General features: G+C 65.9%; 21 protein-coding genes. 20 read left to right on the top strand and 1 reads right to left on the bottom strand.

The window, feature by feature from the left end:
* Positions 1-212: 212 nt before the first annotated feature.
* The 12 genes from tsaB (at position 213) to QX039_RS13555 (ending at position 11,279) form a co-directional block, all read left to right on the top strand.
* Entirely contained in the window at positions 213-914 is a 702-nt protein-coding gene (tsaB, locus tag QX039_RS13610) for a tRNA (adenosine(37)-N6)-threonylcarbamoyltransferase complex dimerization subunit type 1 TsaB (RefSeq protein WP_315735569.1), read from the top strand.
* A complete protein-coding gene (gene rimI, locus QX039_RS13605) occupies positions 911-1,393 on the top strand; it encodes a ribosomal protein S18-alanine N-acetyltransferase (RefSeq protein ID WP_315735571.1) in 483 nt (160 codons plus the stop codon). The genes tsaB and rimI overlap by 4 nt, the downstream gene beginning before the upstream one ends.
* Before the next feature lie 43 nt (positions 1,394-1,436).
* The gene (locus QX039_RS13600; RefSeq protein ID WP_315716937.1) at positions 1,437-1,889 is read left to right on the top strand and encodes a Fur family transcriptional regulator; all 453 of its coding nucleotides are present in this window, start codon (positions 1,437-1,439) and stop codon (positions 1,887-1,889) included.
* On the top strand, positions 1,882-2,601 hold the full coding sequence (locus QX039_RS13595; protein WP_315735574.1) for an HAD family hydrolase: 720 nt from the start codon (positions 1,882-1,884) through the stop codon (positions 2,599-2,601). The genes QX039_RS13600 and QX039_RS13595 overlap by 8 nt, the downstream gene beginning before the upstream one ends.
* Before the next feature lie 55 nt (positions 2,602-2,656).
* A complete protein-coding gene (miaB, locus tag QX039_RS13590) occupies positions 2,657-4,054 on the top strand; it encodes a tRNA (N6-isopentenyl adenosine(37)-C2)-methylthiotransferase MiaB (RefSeq protein ID WP_315735576.1) in 1,398 nt (465 codons plus the stop codon).
* A 64-nt stretch (positions 4,055-4,118) separates the two neighbouring features.
* Complete coding sequence (locus QX039_RS13585) at positions 4,119-5,096, top strand: PhoH family protein (RefSeq protein WP_315735578.1); 978 nt, start codon at positions 4,119-4,121, stop codon at positions 5,094-5,096.
* Positions 5,097-5,158: 62 nt separating this feature from the next.
* Positions 5,159-5,668: an rRNA maturation RNase YbeY gene (gene ybeY / locus QX039_RS13580; protein ID WP_315735580.1), complete on the top strand. Its 510-nt coding sequence runs from the start codon at positions 5,159-5,161 to the stop codon at positions 5,666-5,668.
* Positions 5,669-5,670: 2 nt separating this feature from the next.
* Positions 5,671-6,840, top strand: coding sequence for a hemolysin family protein (locus QX039_RS13575; RefSeq protein ID WP_315735582.1), 1,170 nt, complete (start codon positions 5,671-5,673; stop codon positions 6,838-6,840).
* A complete protein-coding gene (lnt, locus tag QX039_RS13570) occupies positions 6,837-8,447 on the top strand; it encodes an apolipoprotein N-acyltransferase (RefSeq protein WP_315735584.1) in 1,611 nt (536 codons plus the stop codon). Before QX039_RS13575 ends, lnt begins: the two co-directional genes overlap by 4 nt.
* A gap of 231 nt (positions 8,448-8,678) precedes the next feature.
* Positions 8,679-9,095: a helix-turn-helix domain-containing protein gene (locus QX039_RS13565; protein WP_006615449.1), complete on the top strand. Its 417-nt coding sequence runs from the start codon at positions 8,679-8,681 to the stop codon at positions 9,093-9,095.
* Positions 9,096-9,417: 322 nt separating this feature from the next.
* Complete coding sequence (locus tag QX039_RS13560; RefSeq protein WP_315735586.1) at positions 9,418-10,548, top strand: M20 family metallopeptidase; 1,131 nt, start codon at positions 9,418-9,420, stop codon at positions 10,546-10,548.
* Entirely contained in the window at positions 10,545-11,279 is a 735-nt protein-coding gene (locus QX039_RS13555) for a tRNA (guanine(46)-N(7))-methyltransferase TrmB (protein ID WP_315735588.1), read from the top strand. Before QX039_RS13560 ends, QX039_RS13555 begins: the two co-directional genes overlap by 4 nt.
* A 21-nt stretch (positions 11,280-11,300) precedes the next feature.
* Here QX039_RS13555 and QX039_RS13550 read toward each other — a convergent pair whose 3' ends face one another.
* Positions 11,301-12,377, bottom strand: a complete 1,077-nt coding sequence (locus QX039_RS13550; protein ID WP_315735590.1) for a DUF2336 domain-containing protein — start codon at positions 12,375-12,377, stop codon at positions 11,301-11,303.
* A gap of 423 nt (positions 12,378-12,800) precedes the next feature.
* On the opposite strand from QX039_RS13550, the gene rimP reads away from it, so the two are divergent.
* The 8 genes from rimP (at position 12,801) to pnp (ending at position 23,323) form a co-directional block, all read left to right on the top strand.
* Positions 12,801-13,562 (top strand): ribosome maturation factor RimP, encoded by a 762-nt coding sequence (rimP, locus tag QX039_RS13545; RefSeq protein WP_315773312.1) that lies wholly within the window; start codon positions 12,801-12,803, stop codon positions 13,560-13,562.
* 14 nt (positions 13,563-13,576) lie between these two features.
* On the top strand, positions 13,577-15,199 hold the full coding sequence (gene nusA, locus QX039_RS13540; RefSeq protein ID WP_315735594.1) for a transcription termination factor NusA: 1,623 nt from the start codon (positions 13,577-13,579) through the stop codon (positions 15,197-15,199).
* 80 nt (positions 15,200-15,279) lie between these two features.
* Positions 15,280-15,993, top strand: coding sequence for an RNA-binding protein (locus QX039_RS13535; protein ID WP_315773313.1), 714 nt, complete (start codon positions 15,280-15,282; stop codon positions 15,991-15,993).
* Positions 15,994-16,087: 94 nt separating this feature from the next.
* Positions 16,088-18,847, top strand: a complete 2,760-nt coding sequence (gene infB, locus QX039_RS13530) for a translation initiation factor IF-2 (RefSeq protein WP_315735598.1) — start codon at positions 16,088-16,090, stop codon at positions 18,845-18,847.
* A gap of 162 nt (positions 18,848-19,009) precedes the next feature.
* Positions 19,010-19,426, top strand: a complete 417-nt coding sequence (rbfA, locus tag QX039_RS13525; RefSeq protein WP_315735600.1) for a 30S ribosome-binding factor RbfA — start codon at positions 19,010-19,012, stop codon at positions 19,424-19,426.
* Positions 19,426-20,532 (top strand): tRNA pseudouridine(55) synthase TruB, encoded by a 1,107-nt coding sequence (gene truB, locus QX039_RS13520; protein WP_315773314.1) that lies wholly within the window; start codon positions 19,426-19,428, stop codon positions 20,530-20,532. The genes rbfA and truB overlap by 1 nt, the downstream gene beginning before the upstream one ends.
* A 2-nt stretch (positions 20,533-20,534) precedes the next feature.
* Positions 20,535-20,804, top strand: coding sequence for a 30S ribosomal protein S15 (gene rpsO, locus QX039_RS13515; RefSeq protein ID WP_009025947.1), 270 nt, complete (start codon positions 20,535-20,537; stop codon positions 20,802-20,804).
* A 362-nt stretch (positions 20,805-21,166) separates the two neighbouring features.
* The gene (gene pnp / locus QX039_RS13510) at positions 21,167-23,323 is read left to right on the top strand and encodes a polyribonucleotide nucleotidyltransferase (protein WP_315758130.1); all 2,157 of its coding nucleotides are present in this window, start codon (positions 21,167-21,169) and stop codon (positions 23,321-23,323) included.
* Positions 23,324-23,423: the final 100 nt, after the last annotated feature.

Here is a 23,423-nt window from a genome sequence, read left to right as displayed (position 1 = left end):
CGACCGGATGGCGCGGCGGGCTGAACGTCGAACGGAACGATCATTCCGATAGCCCGGAAAGATTTGCTTAAATGAGCGCCAATTCAGTAGTTTGCGTTCTCGGTCGTGCGTCTTGATGCGTTTTTCCCGATCAGGATGTAAGAAAGCGGCAACCGACTTTATCAAAGCCCCAAAAAGGTATTCGGCGCTCCCTTCAATGCGAATCTGACCGGATGTTGATCCTCGCCATCGATACTGCCCTCGACCATTGCGCGGCTGCCGTTCTGGACACTGATTCGGCCGCGATGCGCGCCGAGGAAACGCTGCCGATGAAGCGCGGCCACGCCGAGGCGCTGATGCCGCTGATCGCGCGCGTGATGCGCCAGTCGGGCGTCGGCTTCCACGAGCTCGACCGCATCGCGGTAACGACGGGTCCTGGTAGTTTCACCGGGCTGCGCGTCGGCCTCTCCGCCGCGCGCGGCATTGCATTGGCGGCGCACAAGCCGGTCGTCGGCGTCACCACGCTCTCGGCCTACGCCGCACCCATCGTCAGCGAAGACCGTACCAACCCGGTGATCTCGGCGATCGATGCCCGGCACGACCATGTCTACTACCAAGTCGTGAGCGGCAGCGGCGAAGAGCTGGTCGCGCCTCAGGTCGCTGCGATCGACGACATCTTGGCGGTCGCGCGGCTCGGCGCCCCGCACCTCGTCGGCAACGCCGCAGCGCTGCTGGCCGAACGGTGGCCTCCGGAAGCCGCCGCGCCAGTTGCGGTCGACTCGCAAAACGGACCCGACATATCCTGGGTTGCCTGGCTCGGCGCGGCCGCGGACCCGGCGCACGCGCCGGCGCGGCCGTTCTATCTGCGCGCGCCCGACGTCAAGCCGCCTGCCGGCGCGGCGCGCGCGCCGGCGCAGACGGCCGTCTCGTCATGAACATGTTCTTCCGCTGGCTCGGCAGCCCCAAACCGTTGATCGAAGCGGCCGCGCCGCGCGACGCCGCCAGGCTCGCCCAGATCCACGCCGCCTCGTTTCACCGCGGCTGGGGCGAAGGCGAGTTCGAGGCCATGCTGGCCGAGCGCAACACCATGATCCATCGGCTGCGGCTCGGGCGGAAACTCGTCGGCCTCATCGTCTCGCGAATCGGCGCGGACGAAGCGGAAATATTGTCGGTTGCACTTGACCCAAATCAGCGCGGCCGCGGATTTTCTCGTGATCTGCTGCTGCAGCATCTCGGGCACCTCGCGGGGCGCGGGGTCCGGACGGTCTTTCTCGAAGTGGAGGAAAACAACCAGCCGGCCCGCCGACTCTATGAACGCGCCGGATTTGCGACCGTGGGCCGTCGGGAACGCTATTACCTTCAGCCCGGCGGGGAACAGTTGAATGCGCTTCTGATGCGCCGGGACTTGTCGTAACCTGCGCTTGGTGGCAGAAAGCGCATCCTTGAGGCGAGACACGATGACCTCCTTGAAAACCACGCCAGCGCTCAATTCCACGGGAATCGAGGCCCGCTGTGCCGCCACCGGCATGCGCATGACCGAGCAGCGCCGCGTCATTGCCCGCGTGCTCGCGGAAGCCTGCGACCATCCCGACGTCGAGGAGTTGTACCGGCGCTGCGTCGCCGTCGACGACAAGATCTCGATCTCCACGGTCTATCGCACCGTGAAGCTGTTCGAGGATGCCGGCATCATCGAGCGCCACGATTTCCGCGAGGGCCGCGCCCGCTACGAGCAGATGCGCGACAGCCATCATGATCATCTGATCAATCTGCGCGACGGCAAGGTGATCGAGTTCACCTCCGAGGAAATCGAGAAGCTGCAGGCCGAGATCGCCCGCAAGCTCGGCTACAAGCTGGTCGACCACCGGCTGGAGCTGTATTGCGTGCCCCTCGACGAAGAGACGAATGGCTGACGCAGCGCCGGCTTCCAGCTTCGATCTCGTCATTTTCGATTGCGATGGCGTGCTGGTCGACAGCGAGGTGATCTCCTGTCAGACCCACGCCGACGTGCTCAGCCTGTGCGGCTATCCGATCACGACCGAGCAGGTGTTCGCGCGGTTCCTGGGCCGCTCCCTGAAACAGGCGAAGCTTGAGGTCGAGGCCGAGCTCGGCCACAGCCTGCCCGACGATTTCAACCCGAAACTGCAGGACCGCCTGTTCCGCGCCTTCGAGCAGGACCTCACGGCGATCGACGGGATCACGGAGGCGCTCGACACCATCGACGTGCCGGTCTGCGTCGCCTCCTCCGGATCGCACCAACGCATGCGCGTCAGCCTTGGCGCCACCCGGCTCTACGATCGCCTCGCCCCGCACATCTTCTCGTCCTCCCAGGTCGAGAACGGCAAGCCCGCGCCCGATCTGTTCCTGTTCGCCGCAGCGCAGATGAGGGCACGTCCCGGGGCCTGCGTGGTGGTCGAGGATAGCTTGGCCGGCATCCGGGGCGGTGTCGCCGCCGGCATGACGGTGCTCGGGTTCCATGGCGGAAGCCACTGCCGGCCTGGGCACGCCGACAATCTGCGCGCGGCCGGCGCCACCCTGGTTTTCGACGACATGCGGCAGCTGCCGGCGATTCTGGGCCGGCTGTCCGAGAAAAAGCCAGCGGTCGCTGGATTTTCGGCCCCCTAGCCTATATTTGAGCGCGGCGCCGCGTTGGCGCGCCTCCGACTGCATGCAAGGGTTCATGACGCCGCCGCGCAAGCTGCACATCAAGTCCTATGGCTGCCAGATGAATGTCTACGATGCCCAGCGCATGGTGGACACGCTGGGATCCGAGGGCTTCGTCGAGACCGCCGAGGCCGGCGACGCCGATCTCGTGATCCTCAACACCTGCCACATCCGCGAGAAGGCCTCCGAGAAGGTCTATTCGGAACTCGGGCGGCTGCGGGTCGCGAAGGAGGACGCCGCAAGGGCCGGCCGGACGATGCAGATCGCCGTGGCCGGCTGCGTGGCTCAGGCGGAAGGCGAGGAGATCATCGCCCGCGCCCCCACCGTCGACGTCGTGGTCGGCCCACAGAGCTACCACCATCTGCCGCAGCTCCTGGCCCAGGCCCGCCGCGGCGAGCGCGCCATCGAGACCGAATTCCCGGCCCAGGACAAGTTTGGCTTCCTGGCGAAGCCCAGCCGCGAGGCGATCCGCGCCCGCGGCGTCTCGGCCTTCGTCACCGTGCAGGAGGGCTGCGACAAGTTCTGCACCTTCTGCGTGGTGCCGTATACACGCGGCAGCGAGATGTCGCGCGCAGTGGCGCGCATTGTCGACGACGTGACGCAGCTCGCCGAGAACGGCGTTCGCGAGATCACCCTGATCGGCCAGAACGTCAACGCCTATCACGGCGAAGGCCCTGACGGCCGGCCCTGGACGCTGGGGCGGCTGCTCTACAGGATCGCCGAGATTCCGGGCGTGGCGCGGCTTCGCTACTCGACCAGCCATCCCAACGACGTCGACGACAGCCTGATCGCGGCGCATCGCGATCTCGGAGCGGTGATGCCGTTCGTGCATCTTCCGGTTCAGTCGGGATCCGACCGAATCCTGAATGCCATGAACCGCAAACACACTGCGTCCGATTACCGGGATGTCGTCGACCGTTTTCGCGCCGCCCGTCACGACATTGCATTCTCTTCGGATTTCATCGTCGGGTTCCCGGGCGAGACCGAGGAAGATTTTCGCGCCACCCTCGCGCTGATCGATCAAATCGGATACGCTGCAGCCTATTCGTTCAAGTATTCGCCGCGTCCGGGAACCCCGGCAGCGGACATGCAGGAGATGGTGTCAGCGACCGAGATGGACGAGCGATTGGAGCGCCTCCAGAGCTTGATCGACAGCCAGCAAGCAGCCTTCAACAAGGCCGCGATCGGCCAGGTCGTCGACGTGCTGTTCGAGCGCGCGGCGCGCAAGCCCGGACAGCTGGTCGGACGGACCGCGTATCTGCAGCCGGCCCACGTCATGGCCTCCGACGACATCATCGGTCAGGTTCTGCCGGTGCGGATCGACAGCCTCGAACGCTACAGCCTGCTCGGCGAGCTCGTCACGGCCGCGCCGGCAGCGATCTCCCCCACGCCCCTTGTATCCATCGGAGGCTGAGCACTTGCCCAAGAGCGCATCGGATTCGTCTTCCCTCGCTCCCAGCCGCAAGTTCGACCGCGACATGTCCATGCCTCCCGAGACCCAGGTCGTCATCGATTTCGACGACAACCGCGCCGCTTCCGCCCTGGTCGGCCCCTACGGCCAGAATCTGGCCCTGGTGGAGCGTAGGCTCGGCGTCGTCGTCGATTCCCGCGGCAACCACATCACCATCGGCGGCAGCCGCGACGGCTGCGATGCCGCGCGGCGCGTGCTCGAATCGCTCTATGCGCAGGCCGTCAAGGGCCAGGATCTGGCGCAGGGCGACGTCGAGGGCGCGATCCGCGCCGTGGTGGCGCAAGGCTCGCTGTTCGAGTTCGACGCCAAGAACGCCAAGAACGCGTTCGAGAGCATCAACCTGCGCAAGCGCCCGGTGCGCGCCCGCACCGCCGCGCAGGATTCCTACATCCGCGCGCTGAAGCGCCACGAGCTCGTGTTCGGCATCGGCCCGGCCGGCACCGGCAAGACCTGGCTTGCGGTCGCGCATGCGGCGCAGCTGTTCGAGCGCAAGGAAGTCGACCGCATCATCCTCTCGCGCCCGGCGGTCGAAGCTGGCGAGCGGCTCGGCTTCCTGCCTGGTGACCTCCGCGAGAAGGTCGATCCCTATCTGCGTCCGATCTACGACGCGCTGTACGATCTGATGGATGCGCGCATCGTCGAACGCGCGCTGCAGGCCGGCGAGATCGAGATCGCGCCGCTCGCCTTCATGCGCGGGCGCACCTTGACCAATGCCGCGATCATTCTCGACGAGGCGCAGAACACGACGTCGATGCAGATGAAGATGTTCCTCACGCGTCTGGGCGAGAACAGCCGCATGATCATCACCGGCGATCCGTCCCAGATCGATCTGCCGAACGGCCAGACGTCGGGCCTTGCCGAGGCCGCGCGGCTGCTCGACGGCGTCGAAGGGATCGCACAGGTCAGGTTCACCGGCGAGGACGTCATTCGCCACGAATTGGTGGCGCGTATCGTCGCCGCCTATGAGAGCCCAAAGGCGCGCTGACCCCCGGAGCAAGCTCGCCGATCGGCGCATGATCCGAGCGCCATCCGCACAGAACGACCAGGATGCCACAAAGTCCCATTCCAACCACCGAGGTGATCGTCGCAGCCGACTGCTGGCAGGACCAGCCCGACGCCGAGGAGGTCATACATCGCGCCATCGTCGCCGCCGCTGAGACGGTCGACGCGGACGTCGGAGACGCCGAGATCGCGGTGATGCTGACGGACGACGACGGCATCCGCACCCTGAACAGCAATTGGCGCGGCATCGACAAGCCGACCAACGTGCTGTCGTTTCCGGCGCTGCAGCCGACCGGGCCGCGCGGCGAGGACGACGCACCGCGCATGCTCGGCGACATCGCCATCGCCTACGAGACGATGCGGCGCGAGGCCGACGAGGAGCAGAAGCCGTTCGCGCACCATTTGAGCCATCTGACCGTACACGGATTCCTGCATCTCGTCGGCTACGATCACGAGACCGATGACGAGGCCGAGGAGATGGAAGCGCTCGAGCGCGAGATCCTCGCCCATCTCGGCATCCCCGATCCCTATGCCGACCGGGAGCGGACGAATTGATCATGGCCGACTCCGAACCCATTCACGACAATCCGCGCAACACGCGCAATCTTCCGGCCGTGGTGCCGGCATCCGAGCTCGGCCGCTCGCCGAGCGAGAATTGGCTCCTGCGCGCGCTGCGTAATCTGTTCGGATGGAAGGGCGGCGGATCGGTGCGCGACGATCTGCAGGTCGTGCTCGACGCCTCGACACCCGACGACATCGGCTTCTCCGCGGTCGAGCGCACGCTCCTGCGCAACATCCTCGATCTGCACGAGCGGCGGATCGCCGACGTCATGGTGCATCGCGCCGACATCGTCGCGGTCAGGCGCGACATCACGCTCGGCGAGCTGATGAGCCTGTTCGAGAGCGCCTCGCATTCACGGCTCGTGGTCTACAACGACACGCTCGATGATCCCGAGGGCATGGTGCATATCCGCGACCTGCTCGCCTTCACCACCGCGCAGGCGCGCGTCTCGGACGAGGTGAAGGCGCGGCGCAAGAAGCCGCTGCCGGCCGGTCTCGACCTGAAGGCCGTCGACCTGTCGATGCCGCTGTTCGAGGCCAACATCATCCGCAAGCTGCTCTATGTGCCGCCGTCGATGCGCGCGATCGACCTGCTCGCGCAGATGCAGGCCTCGCGCATCCATCTGGCGCTGGTCGTCGACGAATATGGCGGCACCGACGGGCTGGTCTCGATCGAGGACATCGTCGAGCAGATCGTCGGCGAGATCGACGACGAGCACGACAGCGACGAGCCGCCGGCGATCGTGCGGCAGGCCGACAACGCCTTCATCGCGGACGCCCGCGCCAGCCTCGACGACGTGCGCCGGGTGATCGGCGAGGAGTTCGTGACCGGAGAGGCAGGCGAAGGGGTGGAGACGCTCGGCGGATATCTCGTCAATCATGTCGGCCGGCTGCCGGTGCGCGGCGAGTTGATCTCCGGCCCCGGCAATTTCGAGGTCGAGGTGCTCGATGCCGATCCGCGCCGGGTCAAGCGGCTGCGCATCGCGCCGCGCAAGGAGCGTCCCACACCCCGCCCGCCGCGCGAGAGCCGGCGCCGCGAAATGGCGCCGGAAGCGACCCCGCCGGACACGGACGTCCCGGCCGAGCCGCCGCCGGCAGAGGCCGGCCCGGCGCCGGGCCATGACGATAGCAGCCCGCCACGCGGCGACGGAGCCAGCTCACAGTGATCCGCCCATCGACGATTCGCGGCCTCGCCATCGGCGTTGTCCTGGCCTGGGGCTGGAAGCGCGCGGGGATCGCGCTCGCCGCCGGCGCGCTCTCCTCGCTTGCGATGGCTCCGTTCAACGCCTGGCCGGTGCTTGCGATCACCTTCCCGGTGCTGGTCTGGCTGATCGATGGTGCGGCGGCGGGACGGCGGCGCGGCATCCCGGCTGCCGCCTTCAGCGGCTTCTGCTTCGGCATGGGCTATTTCGTGCCCGGCCTGTACTGGATCGGCAACGCGTTCCTGGTCGATGCCGACACCTTCGCCTGGCTGATGCCGTTCGCCGTGCTGGGCCTGCCGGCGTATCTCGCGCTGTTTCCAGCCCTGGGCTTCGCATTGGCGCGGTTGATCTGGACGCGTGGTGCAACCCGTATCCTGGCGCTCGCCGTCTGCCTGACCGCGAGCGAATGGCTCCGCGGCCACGCGCTGACCGGCTTCCCCTGGAACACGTTCGGCTATGCCCTGTCGCAGCCGCTCGCGCTGGCGCAGGCGACGTCGCTGATCGGGATCTGGGGCATGACGTTCCTGGCGATCGCGATCTTTGCCAGCCCTGCGGTGCTGATCGACGGCAAGACCTGGCGCGAGCGCTGGCGGGTGCCGGCCGCAGCGGCCGCCTTGCTGGTGGTGATGGGCGTGTTCGGCGTCATCCGGATCGGCCTGCATCCGACCGCCTTCGTCGCCGGTCTCAAGCTGCGGATCATGCAGCCGAACCTGCAGCAGGACGTCAAATTCAACTATGGCGCCAAGGCCGACGTCATGCGCCGCTATCTGGCGCTGTCGGATCGCGCCTCCGGTCCGACAGCCACCGGTGTCCGCGACACCAATGTCCTGATCTGGCCGGAATCGGCGTTCCCGTTCTTCCTGACCCGCGAGGCGGACGCGATGGGCCAGATCGCCGACCTGCTGTCGCCGGGCGCGGTGCTGATCACCGGTTCGGTCCGCGCCCCCGACGAGCCTCGGAACGTTCCCATCACCCGGGCCTACAATTCGATCTACGTGATCGACCACGACGGCACCGTGCTGTCGGTCTACGACAAGCTCCATCTGGTCCCGTTCGGCGAGTTCCTGCCGTTCCAGACTCTGCTGGAGCGGATCGGGCTCGAGCAGCTGACGCGGGTGCAGGGCGGTTTCATCCCGGGCACGGCGCGACGCAACCTGGACGTGCCACACGCCCCGCGTGTTCTTCCTTTGATCTGCTACGAGGCGATATTTCCGAGTGACAGCGTGCCGAGCGAAGAACGCCCGGGCTGGATCGTCAACTTGACCAACGACGGATGGTTCGGCATTTCGACCGGTCCTCATCAGCATCTGCAGCAGGCGCAGTGGCGCGCGATCGAGCAAGGACTTCCATTAGTTCGATCTGCGAACACCGGCATCTCTGCAGTGATCGATCCCGTCGGCCGTATCGTTAAGCAATTGCCACTCGGTGCAGAGGGCGTGCTGGATTCCGCGCTGCCTGTTGCGTTGCAGCCGACAGTCTATGCAAAGCTCGGCGACATTCCGGTTGCGATTCTGTTAGTGATCGCCCTGAGCACCGTCGTTCGCAGACGTGTTGCTCAAAAGCTTCCCTGACGACAGCAAGATCTCGATTCTTTCCGGGTCCGTAAGATTTTTTTTGACAAGCAAAACCCCAAGTGTTGACAGATAGCTGCTGCAATTCGCATTCTCGCGCGGCAGCATGAGCCGTCCAGATCGTTGCTCGGCCGTCTTCGTTAGTACGCATGCGAACAGAAATTGACGGTGTGAGCGCCTGAGGCATACTGCGACCGCCTCGTTCCGAGGCCCATTCTAAGGAGTTGAGAGATGTCGACGAAAGCGCCCAACCCTGTTGACAAGCATGTCGGCAGCCGGGTGCGGATGCGCCGTATCATGTTGGGCATGAGCCAGGAAAAACTTGGTGAGGCTCTCGGACTCACGTTCCAGCAGATACAGAAGTACGAAAAAGGCACCAATCGAGTCGGCGCCAGCCGGATTCAGCAGATCTCGGAGGTTCTGCAGGTCCCGGTCTCCTTCCTGTTCGAAGGGGTCCCGAGTGGCGGGACCAACGGTGAAGCTTTCGGCGAAGGCGCTTCGCCCGCCTATGTGTCTGATTTCCTGGCAACCTCAGAAGGACTGGCGTTGACCCGCGCATTCACGCGGATCCACGATTCAAAGCTTCGTCGCAGCATCGTCGACCTGGTCGAGCAGATCGCTGATCGCGAAGCTCCGGAAGAAGGCTAGCTGATGCGCCGGCGCTGACATTCCTATCGCGATTTCCTCTCATATGAATGTCAGCGCCTCGGGGGGCCATTAGCAGAACGCGTTTTGCGAGCGTCGCGCTGGGCATGCAACGCTTCGCAGGACGAATGGGCCGATAGACAACTTCGATTGCGACCAATAGAGCGCGATGGCTCCCCTTCGGGAAACGCTATCGCGCTCTAAATCGTTTTATGCACATGTGGCCTGGAACTCCGGCGTCCCAGCCGCCAACCCGCCCCGCGACGCGCCAACGCGTCCACCGCCTGCTACCACTTCGTAACCATCGAGAACGATTTACAAAGCTATGACCACCAGCATCAGCCCGTTCGATAGTCGCACAATTCTCGAAGGCATCCGCCAATGGGTCGAGATCGAGACCCCAACCGAGGCGCCTGATCAGGTCAACAAGCTGGCTTCCCTTGTCGCGGATGGCTATCGCGGGCTTGATGCCACGATCGAACGGATCGCCGGACGCGACGGCTGCGGCGACCATCTCATCGCGCGGTCGTCATGGGGACAGGCCGAGCCCGGAATTCTGGTCCTCAGCCATCTCGATACGGTGCACCCGATCGGGTTCATCGCGCGGCTGCCGTTTTCGGTCGACGGTGACGTCGCGTACGGTCCGGGGATCTACGACATGAAGGGCGGCGCGTATCTCGCCTTTCACGCCTTTCGTCAGCTCTGCGCAGGCGGTGAAAAATCGCCGCTCGGCATTACTCATTTGTTCGTCTCGGATGAAGAGATCGGCAGCCCGACCTCGCGCGCGCTGATCGAGGATGAGGGCCGCAAGGCCAAATACGTCCTCGTCACCGAGCCGGCGCGTGACGGCGGCAAGATCGTGACCGGACGCAAGGGCGTGGCGCGGTTCGACGTGGCCATCCGCGGCGTGCCCGCGCATGCCGGCGCGCGTCCACAGGATGGACGCAGTGCGATCCGCGAACTCGCCAACGTCATCCATGCGCTCGAAGCGCTCAACGACCCCGCGCGCGGCATTACCGTGAATGTCGGCGTGGTGCGCGGCGGCACACGTCCCAACGTCATCGCAGAGGAAGCCCATGCGGAGGTGGATGCGCGGCTACCGACGCCAGCCGATGCAGAGGAAATCCTGCCCAAGATCCTGGGGCTGACCTCGCGCAGCGATGGCGTCACGGTTGAAGTCAGCGGCGAGGTGAACCGGCCGCCTTACGTCAAGGGCAACGCCGGCGCGGCCTTGTTCGAGCATGCGAAATCACTGGCCGAAGAGATAGGATTCGAGCTGATCGACACCTATACGGGCGGCGGTTCCGACGGCAATTTCACCGCACCGTTCACGGCGACGCTCGATGGGCTCGGCGTCGACGGCAAGGGCGCGCATACGCATTACGAGCAGATGTACATCTCCTCGATCGAGCCGCGGACAAGGCTGCTCTACCGTCTCTATCAAACCCTGCGATGAGCACCACGATCAACATGCCTGTCGACGACGATCACGCCAGCACCGAGGCCTTGCATGGTCAGGGCTCGTTCTTCGGCCGGCGCAAGGGCCACAAGCTGCGGGCGCATCAGGCCGGCCTGGTCGACAACCTGCTGCCGCACCTCGCGCTCGATCTCGCCGCGCCCGCGGAAGCCGTGCTGCCCACGCTGTACCATCCGCCGGTCGACGCGCTGCGGCTGGAGATCGGGTTTGGCGGCGGCGAGCATCTTGCCGCCGAAGCAAAGGCGTTTCCGACCACCGGCTTCATCGGCTGCGAGCCCTATGTCAACGGCATGGCCAAGATCCTGTCGGCCATCGAGGCCGACAACATCGGCAATATCAGGCTGCTGGCGGGCGATGCCGCCGAGCTGCTGGCCTGGCTGCCGCCGCAGTCGCTGCAGCGGATCGACCTGATCCATCCCGATCCCTGGCCGAAGCGGCGGCACTGGAAGCGGCGTTTCGTGCAGGATGCAACGGTCGCCGCGATGGCGCGCGTCCTGAAGCCCGGCGGCGAGTTCCGCTTCGTCAGCGACATCGCCGACTATTGCGCCTGGACGCTGTGGCATCTGCTGCGTTCGCCCGACTTCGCCTGGACGGCCGAGCGCGCCGACGACTGGCGCCTGCCCTGGCCGGGCTACACCATGACGCGCTACGGACGGAAGGCGACGCGCGAAGGCCGCGTCGCCAACTATCTGATCTTCCGCCGGCGCTGACCGCTATGCCGGCGACGTCGTTCAATGTCGTGTCTTCCAGAACGCGACGATACGCTCGGCGGTCGATGGCAGCAGGCGCGCGTAGTTGACCCTGATCGCATCGATGTCGCGCTGCGCCGGCACGCGTTTCGGTCCGAGGCGCAGCAGGATCAGTGCATGCACGGTGCGCCAGTCGAGCCCGATCGTGCGCCCCAGGATCAGAAGCGGATCGTGACGATCGCCCGACACCAGCCGGTCGAGCGTCGCGATCTTAAGTCCGGTCATTGCGGCGAGCGCCGCGATGACCTCTTCGTATTTGTGCTCGGATGCGAAGCGGAACAGCGCCGACTGGTCCAAGGCGTCGGCTTCATACAGCGACAGGATGGTCCGCTGCGCGGGCACGAAATTGCGCGTGCTGTTCGTTGCGCGCGCCGCATCGGCAAGCTCGGCGAGAGCCTGCTTGATCCTCGCCTGCTTGTCCGGCCGCACGACATCGAACAGCCGCCGCCTGACGACATCGAGCGAGCCGGCCAGCAGTTGTTTCAGATGATCGTCGGAAACATCGTCGCGCCGACCGACCGTGAGGGTCAGCACGCCGTCGGAACTCGCGCGGTGGATCAGCGCGGCGTAGCCGCGCGGGGAAAACGCTGCGCCATCATTGGCAGCGGTCCGCCGCACCACGTCGCGATCACCACGGCGCACCAGCACGTCCGTCATATCAGCCGACAGGCGCGGCCGCTCCGCCATCGCGAGCAGATGACCCTGGCTCTTGTCGCGCGCAATAGTGATGAGCGCGGGATCGTCGAGCACGAGCGAGCGGCGCAACAGCGGACCCGCCACCGCAACCTCGTCGTCGCGCGCGAGCCGGCCGACGACGGCACGTGGCGCCCTGAGGAGCCGCGACAACCGCTCCGCCAGATCGATCCGCGTCGGCAGATCCGCGAACGGGACCAGATCGATCAGGAGACCGTCGAACAGATTGATGTGCTCGGGACGCAGCTTCGTCGCATCCTCGAAGAACAGGTCGGCGATGCGGCGCGTGGCCTCAAGGCCGCGTTCAGCATTGCCATGCCTGACGATCCCGCCGAGGCCGGGGATCAGCGCGGTAGCGGGGGTCATGACGTCTACTCGATACGCAACACGACACGTTTCCGTGCGCTCCGCTCCTTGCGGCATGACGACGGGGCGAAAAGCGCGAACTCAGCTTATTTTTAAGCGATCTTGGTGAATGAAGGGTTAGACCCTGCGGCATTCAGCCGTTGCCGGTCGGGGAAAACGATCCGATCCGCGGTCTCGGCGCGGAATGAATTCCCAGTTCCAGGCCCCGTTTGAGCCGACACGACCCTTGCCGTCAGGCGGCAAAGCGGCTATATGAGCGCCATCAAACATCATCTCATATACGATCGCGTAGTGAGGGTGGGCCCTTCCGGACCCGCTCTTTTTTGTTACCTGGATCGCTCCGCCGTGGGCGGGATCGGTCCGGTGAGCGCGATCGAACAGGCCCCACGGCCCATCCAAGCAAGACACGCGATCGACGCCTCGATGACGGAACCTACGTTCGCAGCCGCTGACACCGACCTCCTGACCGAGCCCCGTCTCGTCGTCGAGCCGGGCGTTGCGGCGCGCGTGGCGGCGGTGGCCGACCCGGTGCTGCAGGGAATGGGGTACCGCCTGGTGCGGATCCGCATTTCGGGCGAAGGTGGTTGCACGGTCCAGGTGATGGCCGAGCGTCCCGACGGCACGATGCAGATCGAGGATTGCGAGGCGGTGTCGCGGGCGCTGTCGCCGGTGCTCGACATCGCCGACCCGATCGACCGCGCCTACCGGCTCGAGATCTCCTCGCCGGGCATCGACCGGCCGCTGGTCCGCCGTTCCGATTTCGCCCGCCACGCCGGTCATCTGGTCAAGATCGAGATGGCGGTGGCACATCAGAACCGCAAACGCTTCCGCGGCATCATCGCCGGCGTCGAAGGCGACGGCGTGCGCATCACCCGCGACGACGTGGCCAAGGACCAGGAGGCGGACGTCGTGCTGCCGATGGCCGACATCGGCGACGCCAAGCTGGTGCTGACCGACGAGCTGATCGCCGAATCCATGCGCCGCGGCAAGGCCGCCGAGCGCGAGAAGAAGCGCGACCTCGGGCTGGCGCCACCGTTGGCGCCGCACGCCAAGCCGGCGGCCCAGGCCAAGCCAAAACCGAAATCGAAGGACAAGCAGCCGGTCAAGAAGCCGCTGCCGACCAACACCAAGAAACATCGCCTCGCCGCCGACCGCGCGCGCAGAGGCGAGATCGATCCTGATTAGAGGAGATTTGAGCCATGGCCGTCAGCGCCAACCGGTTGGAACTGCTGCAGATCGCCGACGCCGTCGCGCGCGAGAAGTCGATCGATCGCGGCATCGTGATCGCTGCCATGGAAGACGCGATCGCCAAGGCCGCCCGCGCTCGTTATGGCAGCGAGACCGACGTTCACGCCGAGATCGATCCGAAGAAGGGTGAGCTGCGGCTGTCGCGCCACATGCTGGTGGTCGAGAAGGTCGAGAACCCCTCCAACCAGATCTCGCTGGATGATGCCCGCCGCGCCAATCCGGGCGCGCAGATCGGCGACACCATCGCCGACACCCTGCCGCCGCTGGAATATGGCCGCATCGCCGCACAGTCGGCCAAGCAGGTCATCGTGCAGAAGGTGCGCGAAGCCGAGCGCGACCGGCAGTATCAGGAGTTCAAGGACCGCATCGGCGACATCGTCAACGGCGTCGTCAAGCGCGTCGAATATGGCAGCGTGATCCTCGACCTCGGCCGCGGCGAGGCGATCATCCGCCGCGACGAGATGCTGCCGCGCGAGGTGTTCCGCAACGGCGACCGCGTCCGCGCCTACGTGTTCGACGTCCGCCGCGAGACCCGCGGCCCGCAGATCTTCCTGTCGCGCACCCATCCGCAGTTCATGGCCAAGCTGTTCGCGCAGGAAGTGCCGGAAATCTATGACGGCATCGTCGAGATCAAGGCGGTCGCCCGCGACCCCGGCTCGCGCGCCAAGATCGGCGTCGTGTCGCGCGATTCCTCGGTCGATCCGGTCGGCGCCTGCGTCGGCATGCGCGGCTCGCGCGTGCAGGCCGTGGTGAACGAGCTGCAGGGCGAGAAGATCGACATCATCCCGTGGTCGCCCGACATCGCGACCTTCGTGGTCAACGCGCTGGCGCCGGCTGAAGTCGCCAAGGTCGTCATCGACGAGGACCGCGAGCGCATCGAGGTCGTGGTGCCCGACACCAACAACCAGCTCTCGCTCGCCATCGGCCGCCGCGGCCAGAACGTCCGCCTCGCCTCGCAGCTGACCGGCTGGGACATCGACATTCTGACCGAGCAGGAGGAATCGGAGCGCCGTCAGGCCGACTTCGAGAATTCCACCCGCGTATTCATGGAATCGCTGAACGTCGACGAGGTCGTCGGCCAGCTGCTGGCGTCCGAAGGCTTCACCTCGGTCGAGGAGCTCGCTTTGGTCGACCTCAAGGATCTCGCCGGCATCGAGGGCTTCGACGAGGAGACCGCGACCGAGCTGCAGACCCGCGCCCGCGAATTCCTCGAGCAGCAGGAAGCCGAGCTCGAGGCCAAGCGCAAGGAGCTCGGCGTCGAGGACGCGGTGAAGGATGTGCCCGGCGTGACCACCAAGATGCTGGTCAAGTTCGGCGAGAACGACATCAAGACGGTCGAGGATCTCGCGGGCTGCGCCACCGACGATCTGGTCGGCTGGACCGAGCGCAAGGAGGGCGGCGAAGCCACCAAATTCGCCGGCATTCTCGACGGTCTCGATGTCTCCCGCGACGACGCCGAAGCCATGGTGATGCAGGCTCGCGTCAAGGCCGGCTGGATCAGTGAGGCCGACCTCGCCAAGACCGAAGCGGAAGCCGAGAATGAGGACGAAGCGACCGAAGGACAGCCCGCCTGACCCGTTTGGCTCGCCCCATGGACGGCACGATGACCCCCACCCTGACCCAGCTCGCTTGAGATGAGGAGCCGCATCACCGCATGCTCGCTTTGGCCGACCCCGAGCTCGACAATGGACCGCGGACCGAGAAGTCCGCGACCATGCGCATGTGCGCGGTCAGCCGCGACGTGCGGCCGATCGGCGAGCTGATCCGCTTCGTCGTCGGCCCGTCGGGCGAGGTCGTGCCCGACATCAAGCGCAAGCTGCCCGGTCGGGGATTGTGGATCACCGCCTCGCGCCAGGCGGTTGCGGAGGCGGTGCGGCGTCACCATTTCAGCCGAGGCTTCAAGACCAACGTCCGCGTCCCGCCGACCCTTGCCGAAGACCTGGAAGCCTTGCTGGCCCGCAGCGCGATCGAAGCGCTGGGGATTGCCGCCAAGGCCGGCCAGGCCGTCTCCGGTTTCTCCAAGGTGGAAGCGGCGCTGTCGCAGCGGCAATCGCGGTCGACATTGGCTGCCCTCGTCCATGCCGCGGATGGCGCAGCCGACGGGATCCGCAAGCTCGACGCGCTGGTGCGGCCGAACGACGGGGACCAGGGCCAAGCCCCGACAATTCCGATCATCTGCTGTCTCACTTCGGCAGAATTGGATTTGGCACTTGGGCGCTCAAATGTGATACATGCTGCCGTGCTCGCAGGCCCGGCGAGCAGGACATTCCTGTCGCGCAGCCAGACACTGGTCCGATACCGGTCGGCCGACGCTGACAAGATTGCCGGAACCGCGGCCACGAAATCTGCTTCGACTTCGAAGACATAGCACTTTGAAGCCATAGCTACGAAGACATCGCGACGATTGCACGAATGAGACGGTGCGGTAGCCCGCACGCTGGTAACGAGATTAGGACGACTGAATGGCCGACAACAACACTCCGGGCGACAAGAAACTGAGTGTCCCGAGCAAGACCTTGACGCTGAAGCCGCGCGTCGAGACCGGCACGGTACGCCAGAGCTTCCCACATGGCCGGAGCAAGCAGGTGGTGGTCGAGAAGCGCGGCAAGCGCCGCGTCGGCGATGGGGGGCCCGATGCTCCGCATGCGCCGGAGCCGACCGTCGCCAAGGCGCCGCCGCCCCCGCCATCGCCGCGCTCATCCGGACCGCGCCCATCCGGCTCGTCGCAGCGCGGCGGATCCGGGGTCGTGTTGCGCACCCTGACGGAGGACGAGCGGTCGGCGCGCGCCAGCGCGTTGGCCGATGCCCGCGTGCGCGACATCGAGGAACGCCGCCAGGCCGAAGAGGAAGCGCGCCGCCGTGCCGAGCGCGAAGCCGCCGAACGCGCCGAGCGCGAGGCTGCCGAGGCGCGCCGCAAGGCCGAGGAAGAGCGGCACCGCCACGAAGAGGAAGCCAAACGCAAGGCCGAGCTCGAGGCCAAGAAGCGGTTCGGCGAAGGCGAGGCGCCCCGTCCGGCGACATCCGCGCCGCAGCCCGCGGCGACCGCACCGGCCCGCTCGACGCCCGCCCCCGGCAGGCCCGTCGGCGCACCGGGCAGCCGGCCGCAGCAGATTGGTGGTCCGAGCTCGCGGCCCGGCGGCGCTCAGCCGGCGGGCGCACGCCCGGCCGGCGCCCGTCCTGCCGCCGGCGGTCCGCTCGGCCGCGCGCCGGCGGCAGTTGCCGCCGGTCCGGACGAGGATGAGGGTCCGCGCCAGATCCGCAGGGGTCCCGGCGGAGCCGCACGTCCTGCACCGCCGCCGAAGACCACGCACAAGCCGGGTCCGCAGAAGCAGCGCGGCCGCCTGACGGTGGTCACGGCACTGACGGCCGACGATGTGCGCGAGCGCTCGATCGCATCGTTCCGCCGCCGCACGCAGCGCCTGAAGGGCCATGCCGCCAACGAGCAGAAGGAGAAGCTCGTCCGCGAGGTGACGATTCCGGAAGCCATCACCATCCAGGAGCTGGCGAACCGCATGTCGGAGCGCGCGGTCGACGTGATCCGTCTGCTGATGCGCCAGGGCGCGATGCACAAGATCACCGACGTGATCGATGCCGACACCGCGCAGCTGATCGCCGAGGAGCTCGGCCACAGCGTCAAGCGCGTCGCGGCGTCCGACGTCGAAGAGGGTTTGTTCGACGTCGTCGACGATTCGACCGACACCGAGCCGCGCTCGCCGGTCGTGACCGTGATGGGCCACGTCGACCACGGCAAGACCTCGCTGCTCGACGCGCTGCGTCACGCCAACGTGGTCTCGGGCGAAGCCGGCGGCATCACCCAGCACATCGGCGCCTATCAGGTGACCGCGCCGGATTCCGGCAAGAAGATCACCTTCATCGACACGCCCGGCCACGCCGCGTTCACCGCGATGCGCGCCCGCGGCGCCAAGGTCACCGACATCGTGGTGCTGGTGGTCGCGGCCGATGACGGCGTCATGCCGCAGACGATCGAGGCCATCAACCACGCCAAGGCGGCGAAGGTGCCGATGATCGTCGCGATCAACAAGATCGACAAGCCCGACGCCCGTCCCGAGCGCGTCCGCACCGAGCTGCTCCAGCACGAGGTGCAGGTCGAATCGCTCGGCGGCGAGGTCGTCGACGTCGAGGTGTCCGCCAAGAACAAGACCAACCTCGATCGTCTGCTCGAAATGATCGCGCTGCAGGCCGACATTCTCGACCTCAAGACCAATTCGGATCGCCCGGCCGAAGGCACCGTGATCGAAGCCAAGCTCGATCGTGGCCGCGGCCCGGTCGCCACCGTGCTGGTCCAGCGCGGCACGTTGCGGGTCGGCGACATCATCGTCGCCGGCGCCGAGATGGGCCGCGTCCGCGCGCTGATCTCGGATCAGGGTGAGACATTGCAGGAAGCAGGCCCGTCGGTGCCGGTCGAGGTGCTCGGCTTCAACGGTCCGCCGGAAGCCGGCGATCGTCTCGCCGTCGTCGAGAACGAAGCCCGTGCCCGCCAGGTCACCAGCTACCGCGCGCACCAGAAGCGGGAGAACGCGGCAGCCTCGATCTCCGGCATGCGCGGTTCGCTCGAACAGATGATGTCGCAATTGAAGACTGCGGGCCGCAAGGAATTCCCGCTGGTCATCAAGGCCGACGTGCAGGGCTCGCTGGAAGCCATTCTCGGCTCGCTGGAGAAGCTCGGCACCGAGGAGGTCGCCGCCCGCATCCTGCATGCCGGCGTCGGCGGCATCAGCGAGTCCGACGTCACGCTGGCCGAAGGCTTCAACGCCGCGATCATCGGCTTCTCGGTACGAGCCAACAAGGAAGCGGCCGCGCTCGCCAAGCGCAACGGCATCGAGATCCGCTACTACAACATCATCTACGACCTCGTGGATGACGTGAAGAAGGCGATGAGCGGTCTCCTGGCCCCCACGCTTCGGGAAACCATGCTCGGCAATGCGCAGATCCTGGAGGTGTTCAACATCTCCAAGGTCGGCAAGGTCGCCGGCTGCCGCGTCACCGACGGCACCGTGGAGCGCGGCGCCAATGTCCGCCTGATCCGCGACAACGTCGTGGTTCACGAGGGCAAGCTGTCGACCCTGAAGCGCTTCAAGGACGAAGTGAAGGAAGTGCAGGCCGGCCAGGAATGCGGCATGGCCTTCGAGAGCTACGGCGACATGCGTGTCGGCGACGTCATCGAGTGTTATCGCGTGGAGACCATCCAGCGCTCGCTGTAAGTCCGAATCCTACAGAGCGCGCTGCAATTCGAGTGAGCAGCGATTCCGTGCGCATGCGGAATCGCTGCGTCCCTTGAACTTAACGAAGCGTCGTTGAACTCAATCAGAATGATCCTCTCGCCCGTGCTCACGCCGGGCGACGATCCATTGGATTTTTGAAAAATGCCTCGCCATCACCAGAGGGGAAGCGCCGCTTCCGGCGGCTCGCAGCGTCAGTTGCGCGTGGCCGAGACCGTGCGTCACGCTGTCGCCGACATTCTCAGCCACGGTGACGTGCACGACCCGGACCTGGAGGGACACATCATTACGGTGCCCGAAGTCCGCATGTCGCCCGACCTGAAGCTCGCCACGATCTACATCATGCCGCTCGGCGGACAGGATACGGACGTCGTGCTCGCTGCGCTGGAGCGCAACAAGAAGTTCCTGCGCGGCGACATCGCGCGGCGCGTTAACCTGAAATTTGCACCTGACATCCGCTTCCGCGTCGACGAGCGATTCGACGAAGCGGAACGGATCGAGAAATTACTGCGAACACCCGCGGTGCAGAGAGACCTCAATTCGGATTCGGAAGAGAGCTGATGACCATTCCCCCCGAAACCGGCACTGTCGACGCGCCGAGCGCCGAACCGACCGCCGCCAAGACGATCCATTCTGCCGACGGACGCCCGCCGCGCGACAACAATGATCCGCGCAACAAGCAGCGCCAAGGAAACGGTCAGGGCAACCAGCCACGCCGCGATCGCCGCGACGTCCATGGCTGGGTCGTGCTCGACAAGCCGATCGGCATGACCTCGACCCAGGCCGTGGCGGTGGTGAAGCGCCTGTTCCAGGCCAAGCGCGCCGGCCATGCCGGCACGCTCGATCCGCTCGCCTCCGGCGGCCTGCCGATCGCGCTCGGCGAAGCCACCAAGACCGTCCCGTTCGTGATGGACGGCCGCAAGCGCTACCGCTTCACCGTGACCTGGGGCGAGGAGCGCGATACCGACGACACCGAAGGACGGGTCGTCGAGACCAGCCAGAGCCGGTCGGATGCCGCGGCGATCCGGGCGCTGCTGCCGCAATTTACCGGCCGGATCGAGCAGACGCCGCCGCGCTATTCCGCGATCAAGGTCCAGGGCGAGCGCGCCTATGATCTCGCCCGCGACGGCGAGGTCGTCGAGCTCCAGCCGCGCCCGGTCGAGATCCATGAACTGACCCTCGTCGACCAGCCCGACCCGGACCATTCGGTGTTCGAGGCGGAATGCGGCAAGGGAACCTATGTCCGGGCGCTGGCCCGCGACATGGGCCGAATCCTCGGCTGTTACGGCCATATCAGCGCGCTCCGGCGGACCCTGGTGGGTCCGTTTACCGAGAACGACATGATTCCGCTGGAACAGTTGGAGGCTTTGTGCAATAGAGCCGCGTCCGGTGAGGGAAGCCTCGCCGACGCACTCTTGCCCGTTGAGACCGCGCTGGACGACATCCCGGCACTGGCCGTCACTCGGGCTGATGCGGCAAGGCTCCACAGGGGTCAGGCCGTCTTGTTGCGCGGACGGGATGCGCCCAATAGTAGCGGCACAGTCTATGTCACGGTCGCAGGCCGCCTTCTGGCGCTTGCCGAAATTGGCAATGGCGAACTCATCCCCAAGCGCGTGTTCAACCTGACCGGACTGACTGCCAGCTCCGGTCGCAACGAAAGAGACTGACGATGTCGGTGACCGCAGAGCGCAAGGCGGAAATCATCAAGGCGAATGCCACCAAGGCCGGTGATACCGGTTCTCCCGAGGTGCAGGTTGCGATCCTCTCGGAACGCATCAACAACCTGACCAGCCACTTCAAGACCCATGGCAAGGACAACCACTCCCGCCGCGGCCTCCTGAAGCTGGTCTCGACCCGCCGTTCGCTGCTGGACTATCTGAAGAAGAACGACGAGGCGCGCTACAAGGCGCTGCTCGAGAAGCACAACATTCGCCGTTGAGCTTCGACTGGGAATGAGCGCGCGCGGTGTTGCGCGCGTTGATGGCATGATGCCGAGGACGCCGCTTCGATCGCGGCGTTCGCGAATCCGGGATCATGCGGTCTGGCTGGATCTGGAAAGAGGCAGATACGCCCTTCGACTGATCCTGCCCGGACCGTGCAGTACGCCTCAGCAGCAATCCGGCCGCTGGGCGTGACGGGCAAGGTGCCCGTTACTTACGAGAAGGATGGACGCCATCCGAAATAAGAAAACCATGGCAGGATCGCAGGGCGCTGATCGCAATCCAGCGCCCTGCAATCTTGCGCATGGTTTTTTTGTTTCTGCGGGGTCCGCCTTCGATCATCTCATGAAAGAAGATACCCATGTTTACCAAGCATTCCGTCGAGATCGACTGGGGCGGGCGTCCGCTCAAGCTTGAAACCGGCAAGATCGCCCGCCAGGCCGACGGCGCCGTCGTCGCCACTTATGGCGAGACCGTCGTGCTCGCCACCGTCGTCGCCGCCAAGGCGCCGCGCGAAGGCGTCGACTTCCTGCCGCTGACGGTCGACTACCAGGAAAAGACCTACGCTGCGGGGCGCATTCCCGGCGGCTATTTCAAGCGCGAGGGCCGTCCGACCGAGAAGGAGACGCTGGTCTCCCGCCTGATCGACCGCCCGATCCGCCCGCTGTTCGTCGACGCCTGGCGCAACGAGACCCAGGTCATCGTGACCGTGCTGTCGCACGACATGGAGAACGATCCGGACATCGTGGCGCTGGTCGGCGCGTCGGCCGCGCTGACCTTGTCGGGCGTGCCGTTCAAGGGCCCGATCGGCGCCGCCCGCGTCGGCTTCGCCAATGACGAATACATCCTCAATCCCACCCTCGACGAGATGGCCGACACCCAGCTCGACCTGGTCGTCGCCGGCACCTCCGACGCGGTGCTGATGGTGGAATCGGAGGCCAAGGAGCTCAACGAGGACATCATGCTCGGCGCGGTGATGTTCGGTCACCGTCACTTCCAGCCGGTGATCAATGCGATCATCGAGCTCGCCGAGAAGGCCGCCAAGGAGCCGCGCGACGTCGCGATCATCGACAACGGCGCGATCGAGAAGGAGATGCTTGGGATCGCCGAGCAGGACCTGCGCAAGGCCTATGCGATTCCCGTGAAGCAGGAGCGCTACGCCGCCGTCGGCGCCGTCAAGGAAAAGGTGATGGCGCACTTCTTCCCCGAAGGGCAGGAGCCGAAATACGACAAGCTCCGCCTCTCCGGCGTGTTCAAGGAGCTGGAAGCCAAGATCGTTCGCTGGAACATCCTGGACACCGGCAAGCGCATCGACGGCCGCGACGCCAAGACCGTGCGCAACATCGTCTGCGAAGTCGGCGTGCTGCCGCGCGCTCACGGCTCGGCGCTGTTCACCCGCGGTGAGACCCAGGCGCTGGTCGTGACCACGCTCGGCACCGGCGAGGACGAGCAGTACATCGACGCGCTGTCGGGAACGTACAAAGAGACGTTCCTGCTGCACTACAACTTCCCTCCCTACTCCGTCGGTGAGACCGGCCGTCTCGGCGGCACCAAGCGTCGCGAGATCGGCCACGGCAAGCTCGCCTGGCGCGCCATCCACCCGGTCCTGCCGCCGCACCACGAGTTCCCCTACACCACGCGCGTGGTGTCGGAGGTGACGGAGTCGAATGGCTCGTCGTCGATGGCCACCGTCTGCGGCTCGTCGCTGGCGCTGATGGATGCCGGTGTGCCGCTGAAGCGGCCGACCGCGGGCATCGCGATGGGCCTGATCCTCGAAGGCAGCCGCTATGCGGTTCTCTCCGACATCCTCGGCGACGAGGACCATCTCGGCGACATGGACTTCAAGGTCGCGGGCACCGAGAGCGGCATCACCTCGCTGCAGATGGATATCAAGATCGAGGGCATTACCGAGGAGATCATGCGGGTTGCGCTGGGCCAGGCCCGCGACGGCCGCATCCACATCCTGGGCGAGATGTCCAAGGCGCTGACCGCCGCGCGTGCCGAGCTCGGCGAATACGCGCCGCGCATCGAGACCTTCAAGATCCCGACCGACAAGATCCGCGAAGTGATCGGCACCGGCGGCAAGGTGATCCGCGAGATCGTCGAGAAGACCGGCGCCAAGGTCAACATCGAGGACGACGGCACCGTCAAGGTCGCCTCCAACGACGGCGAGGCGATGAAGGCCGCCATCAAGTGGATCAAGTCGATCGCCTCCGATCCGGAGGTCGGCCAGGTCTATGACGGCACCGTCGTCAAGGTGATGGAGTTCGGTGCCTTCGTGAACTTCTTCGGCACTCGCGACGGCCTCGTGCACATCTCGCAGCTCGCCGACAAGCGCGTGCAGAAGACCTCCGACGTCGTCAAGGAAGGCGACAAGGTCAAGGTCAAGCTGCTCGGCTTCGACGACCGCGGCAAGACCAGGCTGTCGATGAAGGCGGTCGACCAGACCACTGGCGAGGATCTCGAGGCCAAGCAGAAGGACGCGCCCGCCGAGGCGCGCGAAGCCGCCGGCGAGTAAAGCCGGCGCACCCTTCGAATGAAATACAAAGGGCGGCTTTCGGGCCGCCCTTTTTTGTTGTCCTATTGGTCGCGCACCCTCACGCGTCCCAGGTCACGGC

Origin of the sequence: Bradyrhizobium sp. SZCCHNR1043, from assembly GCF_032489675.1 — a bacterium.
Classification (GTDB): domain Bacteria; phylum Pseudomonadota; class Alphaproteobacteria; order Rhizobiales; family Xanthobacteraceae; genus Bradyrhizobium.
This window is presented reverse-complemented; position numbering and strand designations above follow the sequence as displayed.

Excerpts from the sequence above, each read along its gene's own strand:
- truB (WP_315773314.1), top strand. The coding sequence starts at position 19,426 with ATGACCATTCCCCCCGAAACCGGCACTGTCGACGCGCCGAGCGCCGAA.
- QX039_RS13565 (WP_006615449.1), top strand. The coding sequence starts at position 8,679 with ATGTCGACGAAAGCGCCCAACCCTGTTGACAAGCATGTCGGCAGCCGG.
- ybeY (WP_315735580.1), top strand. The coding sequence starts at position 5,159 with ATGCCACAAAGTCCCATTCCAACCACCGAGGTGATCGTCGCAGCCGAC.
- pnp (WP_315758130.1), top strand. The coding sequence starts at position 21,167 with ATGTTTACCAAGCATTCCGTCGAGATCGACTGGGGCGGGCGTCCGCTC.
- QX039_RS13595 (WP_315735574.1), top strand. The coding sequence starts at position 1,882 with ATGGCTGACGCAGCGCCGGCTTCCAGCTTCGATCTCGTCATTTTCGAT.
- QX039_RS13585 (WP_315735578.1), top strand. The coding sequence starts at position 4,119 with ATGTCCATGCCTCCCGAGACCCAGGTCGTCATCGATTTCGACGACAAC.
- rimP (WP_315773312.1), top strand. The coding sequence starts at position 12,801 with ATGACGGAACCTACGTTCGCAGCCGCTGACACCGACCTCCTGACCGAG.
- QX039_RS13550 (WP_315735590.1), bottom strand. The coding sequence starts at position 12,377 with ATGACCCCCGCTACCGCGCTGATCCCCGGCCTCGGCGGGATCGTCAGG.
- miaB (WP_315735576.1), top strand. The coding sequence starts at position 2,657 with ATGACGCCGCCGCGCAAGCTGCACATCAAGTCCTATGGCTGCCAGATG.
- rbfA (WP_315735600.1), top strand. The coding sequence starts at position 19,010 with ATGCCTCGCCATCACCAGAGGGGAAGCGCCGCTTCCGGCGGCTCGCAG.
- QX039_RS13555 (WP_315735588.1), top strand. The coding sequence starts at position 10,545 with ATGAGCACCACGATCAACATGCCTGTCGACGACGATCACGCCAGCACC.
- tsaB (WP_315735569.1), top strand. The coding sequence starts at position 213 with ATGTTGATCCTCGCCATCGATACTGCCCTCGACCATTGCGCGGCTGCC.
- nusA (WP_315735594.1), top strand. The coding sequence starts at position 13,577 with ATGGCCGTCAGCGCCAACCGGTTGGAACTGCTGCAGATCGCCGACGCC.
- rpsO (WP_009025947.1), top strand. The coding sequence starts at position 20,535 with ATGTCGGTGACCGCAGAGCGCAAGGCGGAAATCATCAAGGCGAATGCC.
- rimI (WP_315735571.1), top strand. The coding sequence starts at position 911 with ATGAACATGTTCTTCCGCTGGCTCGGCAGCCCCAAACCGTTGATCGAA.
- infB (WP_315735598.1), top strand. The coding sequence starts at position 16,088 with ATGGCCGACAACAACACTCCGGGCGACAAGAAACTGAGTGTCCCGAGC.
- QX039_RS13575 (WP_315735582.1), top strand. The coding sequence starts at position 5,671 with ATGGCCGACTCCGAACCCATTCACGACAATCCGCGCAACACGCGCAAT.
- QX039_RS13535 (WP_315773313.1), top strand. The coding sequence starts at position 15,280 with ATGCTCGCTTTGGCCGACCCCGAGCTCGACAATGGACCGCGGACCGAG.
- QX039_RS13560 (WP_315735586.1), top strand. The coding sequence starts at position 9,418 with ATGACCACCAGCATCAGCCCGTTCGATAGTCGCACAATTCTCGAAGGC.
- QX039_RS13600 (WP_315716937.1), top strand. The coding sequence starts at position 1,437 with ATGACCTCCTTGAAAACCACGCCAGCGCTCAATTCCACGGGAATCGAG.